The 15,715-nt window shown below is 64.7% G+C and carries 15 protein-coding genes; 10 read left to right on the top strand and 5 right to left on the bottom strand.

The window, feature by feature from the left end:
• Positions 1-72 precede the first annotated feature (72 nt).
• Genes ABCN56_RS00990 through ABCN56_RS00980 form a run of 3 tightly spaced genes read left to right on the top strand, consistent with a single transcriptional unit; the run spans position 73 to position 4,358 of the window.
• The gene (locus ABCN56_RS00990; protein ID WP_343078910.1) at positions 73-1,116 is read left to right on the top strand and encodes an ABC transporter permease; all 1,044 of its coding nucleotides are present in this window, start codon (positions 73-75) and stop codon (positions 1,114-1,116) included.
• Position 1,117: 1 nt separating this feature from the next.
• On the top strand, positions 1,118-2,269 hold the full coding sequence (locus tag ABCN56_RS00985; RefSeq protein ID WP_343078909.1) for an ABC transporter permease: 1,152 nt from the start codon (positions 1,118-1,120) through the stop codon (positions 2,267-2,269).
• 4 nt (positions 2,270-2,273) lie between these two features.
• Positions 2,274-4,358: an ABC transporter ATP-binding protein gene (locus ABCN56_RS00980; protein ID WP_343078908.1), complete on the top strand. Its 2,085-nt coding sequence runs from the start codon at positions 2,274-2,276 to the stop codon at positions 4,356-4,358.
• A gap of 59 nt (positions 4,359-4,417) precedes the next feature.
• Here ABCN56_RS00980 and ABCN56_RS00975 read toward each other — a convergent pair whose 3' ends face one another.
• Together ABCN56_RS00975 and ABCN56_RS00970 are read right to left on the bottom strand one after the other, a co-directional pair.
• Complete coding sequence (locus tag ABCN56_RS00975) at positions 4,418-5,017, bottom strand: lytic transglycosylase domain-containing protein (RefSeq protein WP_343078907.1); 600 nt, start codon at positions 5,015-5,017, stop codon at positions 4,418-4,420.
• Positions 5,018-5,126: 109 nt separating this feature from the next.
• Complete coding sequence (locus tag ABCN56_RS00970) at positions 5,127-5,660, bottom strand: helix-turn-helix transcriptional regulator (protein ID WP_343078906.1); 534 nt, start codon at positions 5,658-5,660, stop codon at positions 5,127-5,129.
• Between the two features lie 262 nt (positions 5,661-5,922).
• On the opposite strand from ABCN56_RS00970, the gene ssb reads away from it, so the two are divergent.
• A complete protein-coding gene (gene ssb / locus ABCN56_RS00965; RefSeq protein WP_343078905.1) occupies positions 5,923-6,420 on the top strand; it encodes a single-stranded DNA-binding protein in 498 nt (165 codons plus the stop codon).
• Positions 6,421-6,459: 39 nt separating this feature from the next.
• Here the strand turns inward: ssb and aroB are convergent, their stop codons facing one another.
• On the bottom strand, positions 6,460-7,572 hold the full coding sequence (gene aroB, locus ABCN56_RS00960; RefSeq protein WP_343078904.1) for a 3-dehydroquinate synthase: 1,113 nt from the start codon (positions 7,570-7,572) through the stop codon (positions 6,460-6,462).
• Positions 7,569-8,120, bottom strand: coding sequence for a shikimate kinase (locus ABCN56_RS00955; protein ID WP_343078903.1), 552 nt, complete (start codon positions 8,118-8,120; stop codon positions 7,569-7,571). Before ABCN56_RS00955 ends, aroB begins: the two co-directional genes overlap by 4 nt.
• 177 nt (positions 8,121-8,297) lie before the next feature.
• On the opposite strand from ABCN56_RS00955, the gene ABCN56_RS00950 reads away from it, so the two are divergent.
• The 5 genes from ABCN56_RS00950 to ABCN56_RS00930 are packed head-to-tail and all read left to right on the top strand — an operon-like array spanning position 8,298 to position 13,053.
• Positions 8,298-8,435, top strand: coding sequence for a hypothetical protein (locus tag ABCN56_RS00950; protein WP_343078902.1), 138 nt, complete (start codon positions 8,298-8,300; stop codon positions 8,433-8,435).
• 37 nt (positions 8,436-8,472) lie between these two features.
• The gene (locus ABCN56_RS00945) at positions 8,473-9,972 is read left to right on the top strand and encodes a hypothetical protein (protein ID WP_343078901.1); all 1,500 of its coding nucleotides are present in this window, start codon (positions 8,473-8,475) and stop codon (positions 9,970-9,972) included.
• Positions 9,973-9,976: 4 nt separating this feature from the next.
• Positions 9,977-10,909, top strand: coding sequence for a site-specific tyrosine recombinase XerD (locus ABCN56_RS00940; RefSeq protein WP_343078900.1), 933 nt, complete (start codon positions 9,977-9,979; stop codon positions 10,907-10,909).
• Positions 10,910-10,957: 48 nt separating this feature from the next.
• Entirely contained in the window at positions 10,958-12,271 is a 1,314-nt protein-coding gene (locus ABCN56_RS00935) for an HlyC/CorC family transporter (RefSeq protein WP_343078899.1), read from the top strand.
• Positions 12,271-13,053: a 23S rRNA (adenine(2030)-N(6))-methyltransferase RlmJ gene (locus ABCN56_RS00930; RefSeq protein ID WP_343078898.1), complete on the top strand. Its 783-nt coding sequence runs from the start codon at positions 12,271-12,273 to the stop codon at positions 13,051-13,053. The genes ABCN56_RS00935 and ABCN56_RS00930 overlap by 1 nt, the downstream gene beginning before the upstream one ends.
• 21 nt (positions 13,054-13,074) lie before the next feature.
• Here the strand turns inward: ABCN56_RS00930 and ABCN56_RS00925 are convergent, their stop codons facing one another.
• The gene (locus tag ABCN56_RS00925) at positions 13,075-14,622 is read right to left on the bottom strand and encodes a helicase HerA-like domain-containing protein (RefSeq protein ID WP_343078897.1); all 1,548 of its coding nucleotides are present in this window, start codon (positions 14,620-14,622) and stop codon (positions 13,075-13,077) included.
• A 448-nt stretch (positions 14,623-15,070) separates the two neighbouring features.
• Between ABCN56_RS00925 and ABCN56_RS00920 the strand changes: the two genes are divergently transcribed.
• Entirely contained in the window at positions 15,071-15,712 is a 642-nt protein-coding gene (locus ABCN56_RS00920; RefSeq protein ID WP_343078896.1) for an invasion associated locus B family protein, read from the top strand.
• Positions 15,713-15,715 lie beyond the last annotated feature (3 nt).

Raw genomic sequence — 15,715 nt, 5'->3', positions numbered from 1 at the left:
CCCGGCTGACGCGGGCCTTATGCCTGCAACCGACCAGCCCGGGTGTCTCCACGGGCCGGATAAGGACAACGCATGATCCCCTTTCTGATCCGCCGTTTCGCGACGATGGTGATGACGGCTATCTGTCTCACCTTCATCGTGTTCTTCCTGACAAACCTGCCTCCCAACCTTGAAAAGGTGGCCAAATCCGAGGCCGGCAGCCGCATCAGCGACGCCGAAGTGCAAAGCTGGCTTGAACGCAACGGCTATGCACAGCCGCTCGTAATCCGCTACGGCGAATGGCTGGGCGTCGTGCCCGGATGGACGCGGGAGGAGAACGGCACAACGACCGGCCGTTGCATCGAGCGCGGCCAGGACCCTGCGACCGCGCCTCGTTTCTGCGGCGTCATTCAGGGAGATTGGGGCTTCTCCACGGTCTTCAAGGAAGACGTCGGCGGCATCGTCACGAAGCGCCTCGGCCTGACCGGCTGGCTGATGCTCTTCGTCATGCTCCTCATGGTCCCGCTCGCGCTGACCATCGGCGTCCTCGCGGGGATGCGTGAGGGCACGAAGCTCGACCGCAGCCTCTCCACCTTCTCGATCGCGACGACGGCGACCCCGGAATACGTCTCGGGCGTCCTGTTCATCACGGTCTTCGCCTCTTCCGTCGTCGGGCTGAAATGGTTCAAGGGCTCCGCGACATCGGCCATGGACGATATCACCTTCGCGAACTTCTTCCTGCCGGTCCTCACGATCGCGCTCTACGGCACGGGTTACATCGCACGGATGACACGTGCCTCGATGACCGAGGTCATGACCGCGCAATACATCCGCACCGCCCGGCTGAAGGGCGTGAGCTTCGCCAACGTCGTCCTGCGCCATGCGCTGCGGAACGCGCTGATCGCCCCGTTCACGGTGATCATGCTCCAGTTCCCGTGGCTCCTGAACGGCGTCGTGATCGTCGAGACCCTCTTCAACTACAAGGGCTTCGGCTGGACGCTGGTCGAGGCTGCGGGCAACAACGACATCGAGCTTCTGCTCGGCTGTTCGGTCGTCGCGGTCTTCGTCGTTCTCGTGACACAGCTGATTTCCGACATCGGCTACGTCTTCCTCAACCCGCGCATCAGGATCAGCTGACATGGACGAACTTGGTTGGGGTGCAATCCTCGTAGCGATCTTGCGGCAGTTCCTGCCCGTCTGGATCGCCCTCGCAATCACCTTCGCGCTCTCGATCCGCTTCAAGCGGAAGCTCGGGCTCTACGGCAAACTGTTCGACAGCCCGATCGGGATGATCGGCCTCGCGATCGTGTTGTTCTGGGTCTTCACGGCCTTCTTCGCCGGCCAGATCGCGACGCATGACGCGCTGAGCCAGATCAGCCAGATGAAGAACAAGGTGCCGGGCACGGCCACGCCGGACGGCGCGAGCTACTACCTGCTCGGCGGCGACAACCTCGGACGCGACGTGTTCAGCCGCATGGTCATGGGGGCACAGCGGGTTCTCTCCATCGCGCCGGCGGCGACCACCTTCGCCTTCATGGTGGGCATCACCCTCGGCCTGCCGGCCGGCTATTTCGGCGGGCGGCTCGACACGGGGCTTTCCTTCGTTGCGAACCTCGTGCTCGCGTTCCCGGTCATCCTTCTGTTCTACCTCCTGGTGACGCCGGAAATCCGCGTCACGGGGATTCCCACGATCCTCGCGGCCGTGCTGTTCTTCTTCCCGATCCTCTTCTCGGTGATCCTGTTCAACAGCCGGTTCTTCACCTCGCCGGGCAAGCGGAACGTCTATGTCGGCATCACGCTGGTCATTGGTCTCTGGGCCTATTCCGGCCTCGCCTTCAACGCCGACCCGCTTGGCGTGTTCCGGATGGACCCGAACCTGCTGAACGTCTTCGTTTCGGTCGTGTTCGTGAACGCGCCCACCGTGTTCCGGATCGTGCGCGGGCTCGTGCTTGACATCCAGACCCGGGACTACGTCGCAGCGGCGCAGACCCGCGGTGAAGGTCCCTGGTACATCATGCTGTGGGAGATCCTGCCGAACGCCCGCGGACCGCTCATCGTCGATTTCTGTCTCCGGATCGGCTACACCACGATCCTCCTCGGGACACTCGGCTTCTTCGGCCTGGGCGTGAGCCCGGAAAGCCCGGATTGGGGTTCCACGATCAATGACGGCCGCCGGCTGCTCTCGATCGCGCCGCACCCTGCCCTGGCTCCGGCGATCGCCCTCATGAGCCTCGTGCTCGGCCTCAACCTCCTTGCGGACGGCCTCCGCGAAGAAAGCCTGAAGGACTGAACCGATGTCCAAATGGGAATATGACGGCCCGATCCTCGAGATCGAAAACCTCTCGATCTCGTTCTTCACCCGGACGCGCGAAATCCCGGCGGTGATGGACTTCTCCTGCACCGTGATGCCGGGCGAGGCGATGGGCCTCGTGGGCGAATCCGGCTGCGGCAAATCCACCGTCGCCCTGGGCGTGATGCGCGACCTCGGCAAGAACGGCCGGATCGTCGGCGGATCGATCAAGTTCAAGGGCCGGGACCTCGCCACGATGAGCGACGCGGAACTGCGCGACATCCGCGGTTCCGAGATCGCGATGATCTACCAGGAGCCGATGGCGAGCCTCAACCCCGCGATGAAGATCGGCGCCCAGCTTGCCGAAGTGCCGATCATTCACGAGGGGATGGCTAAGGACGCAGCGTGGAACCTTGCCCGCCAGATCGTGGCGGACGTGCGTCTGCCCGACCCGGACCGCATCCTGAAGAGCTACCCGCACCAGCTTTCGGGCGGCCAGCAGCAGCGGATCGTCATCGCCATGGCGCTGATGTCGAAGCCCTCGCTCCTCATCCTCGACGAACCCACGACCGCTCTCGACGTGACGGTCGAGGCGGGGATCGTCGATCTGGTGAAGGACCTCGGCCACAAGTACGGCACCTCGATGCTGTTCATCAGCCACAACCTCGGCCTCGTTCTCGACGTCTGCGACCGGCTCTGCGTGATGTATTCGGGCGAGGCGGTGGAGACCGGTTCGGTCAAGGATGTCTTCGACCGGATGCAGCATCCTTACACGCAGGCGCTCTTCCGTTCGATCCCGCTGCCGGGGGCGGACAAGAACGCCCGCCCGCTCGTCGCGATTCCGGGGAACTTCCCGCTTCCGCACGAACGGCCGAACGGCTGCAACTTCGGTCCGCGTTGCGACCATTTCGTGGCCGGGCGCTGCGACGCGGCCGACGTGCCGATGGTCGGTGTCAGCGGGCATGAGCGTCACGACACGCGCTGCCTCCGCGTCGCCGAAATCGACTGGTCGGCCCCTCCGGCGGCGGGCAAGACCTTTGAGAAGACGCCGATAGGCGACGTCGTGCTGAAGACGGAAGACCTTCGGAAGTACTACGAAGTGTCCGCCTCCCAGCTCTTCGGCGGCGGCGAGAAGCGCGTTGTGAAGGCCAACGAAACGCTGAGCTTCGAAGCTCATGAAAGCGAAACGCTTGCCATCGTCGGCGAATCCGGCTGCGGCAAGTCGACCTTCGCCAAGGTTCTGATGGGTCTCGAGACGGCGACGGACGGCAAGATCGTCCTCTACAACCAGGAGATCCAGGGAACTCCGATCGACGACCGTTCGACCGACACCGTTTCGAGCGTCCAGATGGTGTTCCAGAACCCGTTCGACACGCTCAATCCCTCGATGACGGTCGGCCGCCAGATCATGCGCGCGCTCGAGATCTTCGGTGTGGGCAAGAACGACGCCGAACGGCGCAACCGGATGCTGGAACTCCTGGACCTCGTGAAGCTGCCGCGCGCCTTCGCGGACCGCATGCCGCGACAGCTTTCGGGTGGCCAGAAGCAGCGCGTCGGTATCGCCCGGGCCTTTGCCGGCGACGCAAAGGTCGTCGTCGCCGACGAACCGGTCTCGGCTCTCGACGTTTCGGTTCAGGCCGCGGTCACCGATCTGCTGATGGAGATTCAGCGCGAGAACAAGACGACGCTTCTGTTCATCAGCCACGACCTGTCTATCGTGCGCTATCTCTCGGACCGGGTGCTCGTCATGTATCTTGGCCACGTGGTGGAGATCGGCTCGACCGACCAGGTCTTCGCGCCGCCCTACCACCCCTACACCGAGGCGCTTCTATCGGCGGTTCCGATCGCCGACACCCACGTGGAGAAGAAACGCATCGTCCTGGAAGGAGACATTCCCTCGGCAATGAACCCGCCGCCGGGCTGCCCCTTCCAGACCCGCTGCCGCTGGAAATCCAAGGTGCCGGGCAATCTCTGCGAACGCGAGGTTCCGCCGATGCGCACCCTCGACGAGGGGCACCAGATCAAGTGCCACCTGTCCGAGGAAGAATTCCGGCAGATGGAGCCCGTCATCAAGATCGCGGCCGAATAATCGGAAACGCCCTGCCGGAAGATCCCGGCAGGGCGTTTCTGCATCTAACCGCGCGAATTTCAGCTTCCGAGAATGATCCGGACGTAGTTCCGGGTTTCGGAATAGGGCGGCACGCCGTTGTACTTCTGAACCGCCTCTGGCCCGGCATTGTAGGCTGCAAGTGCAAGCCGCCAGTCGCCGAACTTGTTGTACATCATCCGAAGATAGCGCGCGCCGCCTTCCAGGTTCTGGCCGGGATCCCTCGCGTCGACACCGAGGAGCCGCGCCGTTCCGGGCATGAGCTGCGCGAGCCCCCTAGCACCCTTGTGCGAGAGAGCTTTCGGGTTCCATCCGGATTCCTGCTGGACCAGCCTCAGGAAAAGATCCTCTGGCACGCCATGCTTGCGCGCCGCGGACTTTGCCATCTGGAGATACTGGCCGCGGTACTTCCCGGAATAGGAAGGGACGGACGTGCTTGTGCCCGTCGAATTCGTGTCGGGACGAAGCCGCACCGAATTCGAGTATTGCTGGGAAAGCCGTGTGTCCAGAAGTCGCGTCTGCATCTTGAAAAGCGCCAGACGCGATTTCGACGAAGCCGTCGCATTGAGCCCTTCGGCAGAAGCAGGAACAGCCGCAGCCGCGATGGCTACGGCACTCATCAGTCCCGTTATCTTTCGCATCATTACCACCTGTCCCCTACACAACATCGAAGACACTAGCGAAAAATCGCCTTTCCCGCCAGTCTTAGTGTCGCCAGGCGGTTCGAGGCCGCTCGCTGCGAGCCGCAGATCAGGCGGACATGGCCTCCCTTTTCACGATCGGCCCGCGCATCAGTTCCTCGATCAGGAGGTTCACGAGCTGGGCCCGGCCCGGAACGCCCGCCTTTCGGTAGATCGCATTCAGGTGCGTCTTGACCGTACCTTCGGCGGAGCCCCGGAATTCGGCGATCTCCGCGATGCTGAAGCCCTTCATCGTGAAAGTTGCCACCTCCGCTTCCGCGGGCGTCAGGTGCCATTCGGCGAAGTAGCTTTCCATGAGTTCGTGGAGCGCGCCCGAGGCGGCGGAAAGGCTGCGCTCCGCCTCAGCCTGACGTCGCAGCAGGAACTTCAGATATTGCGCTTCGAAGACGATGCCCACGAACAAGCCGAGATTCGCCGCTATTTCGAGGAGAAGGTGCCAGTCGCGAAAGACGCCGATCCCCGCGTCCAAGACATCGTGTGAAACGTCGGCCAGGAAGAATATCCAGCAGAAACTCTGCACCGCCATAAGTGCGACCAGAGCCGCGCCTTGAGTTCTTGTTGATTTTCCAGTGCTTCTGCTCATCGGCGCCTTCCGTGTTCGGCAATGCCTTTTAGCCCGCGCCCCGGAGCTACGGAAGATTGGCAACCTCTCTGCGCGGCTTTTTGCCGGAAAGAGTATCGGGAAACGGCAGTGCGTCGCTCCGAAGCCCTGCCTCGGTCTGGCTTCGTGTCACATCGCGGAACCCGTGCCGTGAGAGCGCCCCTGAACCTTATTTACCTTCCCTTCAGCAAGATCGGATGCTCTAAGGTCGGTCCGGAAGACAAGATTCGAGGGAGCACGAGCGATGGCAGGATCCGTCAACAAGGTCATTCTGATCGGCAACCTGGGCCGCGACCCGGAAGTGCGCAGCTTCCCGAACGGCGGCAAGGTGTGCAACCTGCGTATTGCCACCTCTGAAACCTGGCGCGACCGCAATACCGGCGAGCGCAAGGAGCGGACGGAATGGCATTCCGTTGCGATCTTCAACGAGAACCTCGTCAAGATCGCCGAGCAGTATCTGCGGAAGGGCTCCAAGGTCTATATCGAAGGCCAGCTCGAGACCCGGAAATGGCAGGACCAGTCCGGGGCCGACCGTTATTCCACCGAGGTTGTCCTGCGCCCCTATCGCGGTGAACTCACGCTTCTCGACGGACGCGGCGAAGGCGGCGGCGGTGGCTACGGCGGTGGCGGTGGCTATGGCGGCGACACGGGCGGCGGCTATGACGAGGGCTCGTCGGGCGGCGGCAGAAGCGGCGGCTCGGGTGGCGGCCGCGTCGATTTCGACGACGAAATCCCGTTCTGAGAATGGGTGGCGCGCGCCGGAAGGCCCGGCCGCGCCAACTCAGCGACGCTGCGCCAGAGCCTCTTCGAGGACCGAGCGCACCACACCCGTATCCACGTCATCGGCAACGAACGCGTCGCCAATCGCGCGGGCGAGGATGAAGCGCAAGCGCCCGTCCTGAACCTTCTTGTCCTGCGCCATGAGTTGCAGCAGCCCCTCGGCACCCGGAAGATCGCCCGGGATGTCGGCGAGGTCGCATTTCATGCCCATCGCCTTCAGATGCGCCCGCACTCGGCTCGGCGCCTCCTGCGCGCAGAGACCAAGACGCTGGCTCACCTCGAAAGCCAGTGCACAGCCGATAGCGACGCCCTCGCCGTGGAGAAGCCGGTCGGAATAGCCCGTCGCGGCCTCGAGCGCATGACAGAACGTATGACCTAGGTTCAGGAGCGCGCGCTCCCCCTCCTCGGTCTCGTCCCGTGCGACGATCCCTGCCTTCATCTCGACCGAGCGGCGCACGGCGTGTTGCCGCAGGGCGGCATCCCCCGCGGCGAGCGCCGGCCCATTTGCCTCAAGCCAGTCGAAGAACTCCGCATCGCCCAGAAGCCCGTATTTCACGACTTCGCCGTATCCCGCCAGGAAATCCCGCGCGGGGAGCGTGGCGAGAAGCCCGATGTCCGCCAGCACCAGCGATGGCTGATGGAAGGCGCCGATCAGGTTCTTGCCGTGGGGAGAATTGATGCCCGTCTTGCCGCCGACCGAGCTGTCGACCTGCGCCAGCAGCGTCGTCGGGATCTGCACGAAGCGGACGCCCCGCCGCAACACCGCCGCCGCGAAGCCCGCGAGATCCCCGATCACGCCGCCGCCAAGCGCGACGATGATGTCCCGCCGCTCGACCTTCTCGCCCAGAAGCCACTCGACCGTTCGCGAGAACTCCTTCCAGCCCTTCGTCGCCTCGCCCGCGGGCAGAGCGAGCGCGGTCATCGAGACGTCCCCGAGCCCTTCGCGCAGAGCCTGCAGATGCAGCTTCGACACGGTCTCGTCCGTGACGACCGCTACGCGCGGGCGGCGCAGCAGAGGGCCGATTTCCTCACCTGCGCGCTCAAGCAGCCCCTCGCCGATCCGGACGTCGTAGGACCGCGCCCCAAGCTCCACCCTGACCGTGTCGATCGTCATCCTGCCCGCCTTTCCAGCACGTCCGGCCTTGCCTCCAGTGCTTCCTGAACCTTGCCCGCCATTTCCTCGACGGAATATTCCGCCTGCGCGTCCACTATGATATTCGCCAGGCCGTAGACCGGCGACCGAGCCTCCAGAAGCCGCAGGAGCGTTCCCTTCGGGTCCGGGGTGCGCAGGAGCGGGCGCGAGGTCTTGTGGCGCACCCTGCTCCACAGCAGTTCCGGATCGGCGCGCAGCCAGACGGAAACGCCCTTGTCCGAAATCGTCCGGCGATTGAACTCGGAAAGGAACGCGCCCCCGCCCGTCGAAAGGATGCAAGGCGGGCCGTCCAGCAGGCGTTTCAGCACCTGCGATTCCTTCTCGCGGAAGAAAGGCTCGCCGTCACGTTCGAAGATCTCGGCGACAGTCATGTTCGCAGCGCGCTCGATCTCCTCGTCGGAATCGAGAAACGGAACGCCGAGCTCACGCGCGAGCGCGGTGCCGACGGCCGTCTTGCCCGCTCCCATCATGCCAACAAGCACGACCGTTTTCTTCAGCTTCGCCTTCACTCTGCCGTTCTTTCCAACGCCCCGAAACCCGGTGCGGGCGGGCTGTCGCCCAAATTCAGAATTGCGCCCTGAATGGCGTGATCTTGCCAGAAATGCCATATATAATCCGCACGAACCCGCCGAAACGGCGGGAGAAAAAAACGTGGCAGACGGACAGGAAAAGGACGGCAGGATTTCATGGGGCGCATCCTCAAGGCGATCATCTTTCTCGTGCTCATCGGCTTCGTCGGGCTCGTGGGCTTTGCCTATCTCGGCGATCTCGGTCCGGAGCAATCGGAAACCCGGCAGCCGGTTGATCTGAATGTGGGCCAGTAAGGGCGCCCTCGCGCCCATTCTCTTCTTTCTCTTTCCCTTGACGGTTCACGCCGAAGAACCCCTTTCGGCGATCGACTGGCTGTCGAAGTCCGTTGCGGACCCCTCGACGCCCGTTGCGATGCCCCTGCCCCAGCCGAGCGAGCCGGACGTGACCGACGGCGCGCCCGTGGATCCGATCAGCGTCACACCGATCGACGCGCCCTCGCTCGATGCGCTGGGCCTCCTTCCGGCCGCCATGGCGGGGCTGCCGCGCGACCTCTGGGGCACGACGCCAACGGAGGAACTCGCGCGCCTCCTGCGGGACGAGCGCGTCGACACGCTCCCTGCGATCCAGTCGCTTCTCTATACGCTCCTCATCGCGGAACTCGATCCGCCCGCCGACGCAGACGGCGGGGAAACGCTTTACCTCGCGCGCGTCGACCGGCTGCTGGACCTCGGCGCGCTGGACCCCGCGCTCGCGCTCCTCGAACTCCCCGACACTCCAAGGCCCGAACCCTTTCGGCGCTGGTTCGACACCGCGCTTCTCCTGGGCGAGGAGAACCGCGCCTGCGAGACAATGCGTGCGACACCGGAAGTCGCGCCGACGTTTCCCGCACGCATCTTCTGCCTCGCGCGCGGAGGCGACTGGAACGCGGCCGCCCTGTCGCTCAGAACCGGAGAGGCGCTGGGCTATATCGAGCCGGAGATGGCCGAGCTTCTGACCCGCTTCCTCGATCCCGAACTGTTCGACGGCGAGCCTGACATGCCGCCCCCGGCCCGCCCCTCGCCCCTCGTATTCCGGCTGATGGAGGCCATCGGGCAGCCGCTTCCCACCGCGACCCTGCCCGTGGCCTTTGCGAATTCCGATCTCCGTTCCAATTCCGGCTGGAAGACCCGGATCGAGGCCGGCGAAAGACTGGCACGCACCGGCGCGATCGATCCGAACCGCCTTCTCGGCCTTTATACCGAACAGCTTCCGGCGGCCTCTGGCGGGGTCTGGGACCGCGTGGCCGCGATCCAGCGGCTGGACGCAGCTATCGCGGATCGTGACGAGAACGCCGTTGCCAAGACGCTTCCTGCCGCGTGGCGCCAGATGACGGCCGTGGAACTCGAAGTTCCCTTCGCGGCCCTCTATGGCGAGACGTTGTCGGCCCTGCCGCTCACGGGCGAAGCGGGGCGCATGGCCTTCCGCATCGGCCTTCTGTCGGAAGGCTACGAAAAGATCGCCCGCACCCGGACGCCCGAGGATGGGATCGAAACCTTCCTCATCGGTCTCGCGCAGGGCAACGTGACCACACTCGCCCCCCCGGACCAACTCGGTGGGGCGATCAAGCGCGCATTCGCGCGGACGGCTGCTCCCAGCGACGAATTTGCGACACTCCTGAAGGAGAAGCGCCTGGGCGAGGCGATTCTCAGGGCGATCGAGAAGGTCACCGAGGGCGCGAAAGGTGACCTCCGCGAGGTGACGGACGGCCTCGCTCTCCTCCGCAGCGTCGGGCTCGAGACGACGGCCCGCCGCGCCGCGCTGGAACTCATGCTTCTTGAACGTCGGGGCTGAAGCGGTGGAGACCTGGATATCCGCCTTCCTCGACGCACAGGCGGCGGAACGGGCCGCCGCACGGAACACGCTTCTGTCCTATGGACGCGACCTGAAGGATTACGCGGCCTGGCTGGCCCGGCGCGGCAAGGATTTCTCCGCCGTCGCGCGCGCCGACATCGAAGCCTACCTCGTCACCTGTGACGCCGAGGGGCTTTCCCGCGCGACGCGCGCCCGAAGGCTTTCCTCGATTCGTCAGCTCTACCGCTTCGCCTACGAGGAAGGCTGGATTTCCGAAAACCCCGCGATCCAGATCCGTGGCCCAGGGAAAGAACAGCGCCTGCCGAAAACGCTCTCCCTCGCCGAGGTCGAAGCCCTGCTTTCCGCGGCGCGGGAAACCGGCCGCACACCCGAAGACCGGCTGCGCACGACCTGTCTCATGGAGCTTCTCTATGCCACCGGGATGCGCGTCAGCGAGCTTGTGTCGCTGCCCGTGACGGCGGCGCGCGGCGACCCGCGGATGCTGCTCGTCCGCGGGAAGGGCGGCAAGGAGAGGATGGTGCCCCTCTCGCCCCCTGCGCGCGAGGCTCTGGCGGCCTGGCTCGAAGCCCGAGACCGTGACGAGGCCGAGGCCCAGTCGGAACGAAAGTCGTCCCCTTCGCGCTTCCTCTTTCCCGCGCGGGGAGCGGCCGGATACCTCACGCGGCAGGCGTTTCACGGAATGCTCAAGGACATCGCCATTCGCGCCGGGATTTCTCCGTCGCGCGTGACGCCGCACGTCCTGCGCCATGCCTTCGCCACGCATCTGCTGGAGGGTGGCGCCGACCTTCGCGCCATCCAGACCCTGCTTGGCCACGCCGACATTTCGACGACCGAAATCTACACACACGTGCTCGAAGAACGCCTCCGTAGCCTCGTCCTTGAACATCACCCACTCGCGAAATCCCCACGCCCTTGATCGCGGCCTGCCGCATCCCCATAAGAATGGGCCGAGGAAGGAAACCAGATGACCCCCGCCGACGCTGCAAATCCCTATGACACCGCCTTCTGGCTGACCGCCGGGGCGATCATTGTCCTGCTGATGTTCTCCGCCTTCTTCTCGGGCTCCGAGACGGCGCTCACCGCCTCGTCGCGCGGCAAGCTGCGCGCCCAGGCAGACAAGGGAAGCCGCGGTGCCGAGACCGCGCTCCAGGTGACCGAGGACAGCGAACGCCTGATCGGCGCGATCCTGCTTGGCAACAACGTCGTCAACATCTTTGCGGCTGCACTGGCGACCGCGCTCTTCTCGCGCCTCTTCGGAGACAGCGGCGTGGCCATCGCGACACTTGTGATGACCGCGCTCGTTCTGATCTTCGCCGAGGTTCTGCCGAAGACCTACGCGATCACTGCACCCGAAGCGGCCGCCTCCCGGGTCGCACAGCCCATCCGGCTCCTGACGCTCGTCCTCTCCCCCATCGTCACTCTCGTCCGCTGGATCGTGCGCGGTGTGCTGATGCTTTTCGGGGTCCGCACCGATCCGGACAGCCACATCCTTTCGTTCCGGGACGAGATCGCGGGCGCACTCGCGCTTGGCCAGGCCGAGGGGATGGTGCTCAAGGAGGCGCGCGACCGGTTGCTGGGCGCGCTCGATCTCTCCGACCGGACGGTGGAAGAGATCATGCGCCATCGCAGCCAGATCGAGATGATCGACGCCGACGCCGATCCCGACGCGATCCTTTCCGTCGTGCTGGCCTCGCCCCATACGCGGCTCCCCCTCTATCGGGGTGAGCGCGAGAACATCGTGGGCGTCGTCCACGCCAAGGACCTTCTGCGCGCGGTGGAGCGCGTCGTGCGCGGCCGCGATGGCAGCCTCGCCTCCATTCGCGACCTCGACGTGATGAGCGTGGCGATGAAGCCCTACTTCATCCCCGAGACCACGCCGCTCGACGAACAGATGCGCGAGTTCCTGAAACGGCGCACCCATTTCGCTCTCGTCGTGGACGAATACGGCGACCTCAGGGGCCTTCTCACGCTCGAGGACATCCTCGAGGAGATCGTGGGCGAGATCACCGACGAATTCGACATCGACGCCGAGCACCCCCTGAAACGCACCGAAGCCGGCGACGTTCTCGTGGACGGCGCGATGACGATCCGCGATCTCAACCGCGCCACGGACTGGCAGCTTCCCGACGAAGAGGCCAACACCATCGCCGGCCTCGTCATCCACGAGGCGCAGATGATCCCGGCCGAGGGTCAGGTCTTCTCCTTCCACGGGTTCCGCTTCGAAGTGCTTCAGCGCAAGGAAAACCGAATCACGCGGCTGAAGATCAGGCCGCTCTGATGCTGTCCTACCAGCACGGCTATCACGCCGGGAATCTCGCCGACGTGCACAAGCACGCGATGCTTGCCGCGGTGCTCGACTACCTGACGCGCAAGGACAAACCCCTGTCCTACCTCGAAACCCATTCGGGGCGCGGACTCTACGACCTTTCCTCGCCCGAGGCCCTTAAGACCGGCGAGGCGGCCGCGGGCATCGCGCGCGCCGAGACGGAAGGCTGGTTTCCGCCCGATCATCCCTATACGAAGCGCATCGCCGAGACGCGCGCCCGCTTCGGCGCCACGGCCTATCCGGGGTCGCCTCTCATCGCCGCGCTGACGCTGCGTCCCGGCGACCGGATGCACCTGGCGGAGCTTCACCCGCAGGAACACGCCGCGCTCGCCGAAACCATGCGTCCGTTCCGCCCCGACATCCGGCGGGAGGACGGGTTCCAGATGGCCGTGTCGCTGACGCCGCCGGAGCCGCGCCGGGGCATCCTCGTGATCGATCCTTCCTTCGAGGTGAAGGACGACTACGCCGCGATCCCCCGTTTCATCGCCTCGATTCACAGGAAATGGAACGTGGGCGTGATTTTCCTCTGGTATCCGATCCTGGCCCAGGCGGCGCATGCCGCCATGCTGAGAGACCTCGAAGCGGCCAGCTACCCCGGCGCCCTACGGCACGAGGTGGGATTCCCGCCTGCAAGGGCAGGTCACGGCATGACGGGATCGGGGCTCTTCCTCGTCAACGCCCCTTGGGGCACAGAGGATGAGGCCGCGCGTCTGACGGCCCTTTTCGCCAAGTGACCACCAAACAGGGTCCGCGTCTCAGCGGGACTTGAACAGCCCACCAAGGATTCCGCGCACGATCGTCTGGCCTGTTTTCGTGCCAAGCGAACGTGCCAGGCTTTTGCCAAAGGCCGTAGCGATGGAATCGGATCGGGAAGATCTGCGGCGGGAGGGCTTGGCGTCGTCGTCGCGGCCGCTGTAGCGGCGGGCGGCCCGGAACTCCCGCTCTTCCCCCTTTAGCCGTTCCTTCTCGGCCTCCGCGGCAGCGGCTTCCCTTGCGGCAGCCTCCGCCCGCGCCTGAAGCTTCTCGAAGGCCGAATCCCTGTCTACGGTCTTGTCGTATTTCGTGCCGAAGGGCGACAGGGCCATGATCTGGGCGCGTTCCTGCGAAGTGATCGGCCCGAGTTGCGAATTCGGTGGCCGCACCAGCGTCCGTTCGACCATCGAGGGCACGCCCTTTTCCTCCAGGAAGGACGTCACCGCCTCCCCGGTGCCGACCTGCGTGATCGCCTCCTCGGTCGAGAAACGCGGGTTCGGGCGATAGGTTTCCGCCGCCGCGCGAAGGTCCTTCCTGTCGCGGGGCGTGAAGACTCGCAGCGCATGCTGCACCCGGTTGCCCAGCTGGCCGAGCACGTCATCGGGCACGTCCGCCGGGTTCTGTGTGATGAAGAAGACACCGACGCCCTTCGAGCGAATGAGCCGCGCGACCTGCTCCACCTTGTCCACGAGAACCTTCGGCGCGTCGTCGAACAGAAGATGCGCCTCGTCGAAGAAGAAGACGAACTTCGGCTTGTCCGGATTGCCGACCTCGGGCAACTCCTCGAAAAGCTCCGAGAGGAGCCACAGCAGGAACGTCGCGTAAAGCCTGGGCGAGGACATGAGCTTGTCGGCGGCGAGGATGTTGACCCGCCCCCTGCCCTCCGAGGTCACGCCCATCATGTCCGCGAGCTCCAGCGCGGGTTCGCCGAACAGCCGAGTGCCGCCCTGGTTTTCCAGCACCAGAAGCTGGCGCTGGATGGCCCCAACGGAAGCGGCAGAGACGTTGCCGTAGCGCAGCCCGATCTCGTCCGCGTTCTGGCCGACCCAGATCAGCATCGATTGCAGGTCCTTGAGATCGAGAAGCGGCAGACCCTCCTCGTCCGCGATGCGGAACGCGATGTTGAGAACCCCCTCCTGGACGTCGGTCAATTCCAGAAGCCGCGACAGCAGGAGCGGCCCCATCTCGGTCACGGTGGTGCGGATCGGGTGTCCCTGCTCGCCATAGAGGTCCCAGAACGTGACCGGAAATGCCTGGTAGTCGAGGGTGAAGCCGATCGTCCCGGCGCGCTTCGTGAACGCGTCGTGCAGCTTGTGCGTTTCCGATCCGGCCTTGGCGAGCCCCGACAGGTCGCCCTTCACGTCGGCAAGGAACACGGGCACGCCTGCGGAGGAGAAAGCCTCCGCGAGGATTTGAAGCGTTACGGTCTTGCCGGTCCCTGTGGCGCCTGCGATGAGCCCGTGACGGTTCCCGTATTTCAACAACAGCTCCTGCGGGACGCTGTAGCCCTCGCCGCCGCCACCCACGAAAATTCCTGCTTCCGTAAGCACCTGTCCCTCCAAATTCCCCTCATCGCAGGCTCAGACAATACAATCTTAACCGCTCTGTGCCAGTTTGGATTTGTCCGGGCGCCTGTCCTCTTCGCCCGGATGTTACTTCCTCCCTGTCGGACTGGCCGCGCCCTCACCGGCGCGGTTTCTTTCATTCGAAAACTGCATGATTTCAGGATCATGGACCTTCTGCAAAAAGATGTTGACCCGTCGCGTGGAACTTCGTAGCGTCACGGCCAATGATGAAGTCGGCCAGTCCGACAGGGAGCAAAAAATTCAGGGAAAGGGTCGCGTTAGCGGCCCTTTCTTAATTGGATTGACAGGGTTGCCTGCCTGCGCGGAATTCCGCCGCACGTTCTGGTGAAGCCCAGGATTTCCGACCTGACACCGCCCAACCGCCATGTTAGACGACCGTCAGCCAGACCAACTCCGGAACGGATGGAATAATATGCTTGATCTCACCAAATCGCTTGCCGTCGCGCTTGCCCTCGGGCTGGCCGGCCCTGCCCTCGCCCAAGAGGCGACGGCGCCTGCCGAAGGCTCCGCGGAAGCTCCTGCAGAGGTCCAGGGCGATGCGGCAACGACCGAAAACCTCTCCATGGGTGCGGAGGTCGGCGGGATCGGTTCGACCTACACGCAAGAGGTCTTCGGCGACTGGGAACTCCGCTGCGTGCGCACCGAGGATGGCTCGGATCCCTGCCAGCTCTACCAGCTTCTGAAGGACACCGACGGAACCTCCGTGGCCGAGATCAGCATGTTCGCCCTGCCGGAGGGCGGCGAGGCCGCGGCCGGCGCGACGATCATCACGCCGCTCGAAACGCTGCTCACCCAAGGTATCCGCATCCAGGTCGACGGCGGTACGGCCAAGGCATATCCCTTCACCTGGTGTGCGCCGATCGGCTGCATCGCTCGCGTCGGCTTCAAGGCCGAGGAAATCGAGCAGTTCAAGAAGGGCGCCAAAGCGACGCTCACCATCGTTCCGGTCGCCGCACCGGACAAGAAGGCCGAGCTTTCCATCTCCCTTTCGGGCTTCACTGCTGGCTTCGACGCCGTGTCGGCGGTGAATGCGAAGGCGCAGGCCAAGGAATAACGC

The organism is Ostreiculturibacter nitratireducens, assembly GCF_032670585.1.
Lineage (GTDB): Bacteria > Pseudomonadota > Alphaproteobacteria > Rhodobacterales > Rhodobacteraceae > Ostreiculturibacter > Ostreiculturibacter nitratireducens.
The sequence above is the reverse complement of the archived record's forward strand: the minus strand, read 5'-3'. Positions and strand labels throughout refer to the sequence as shown.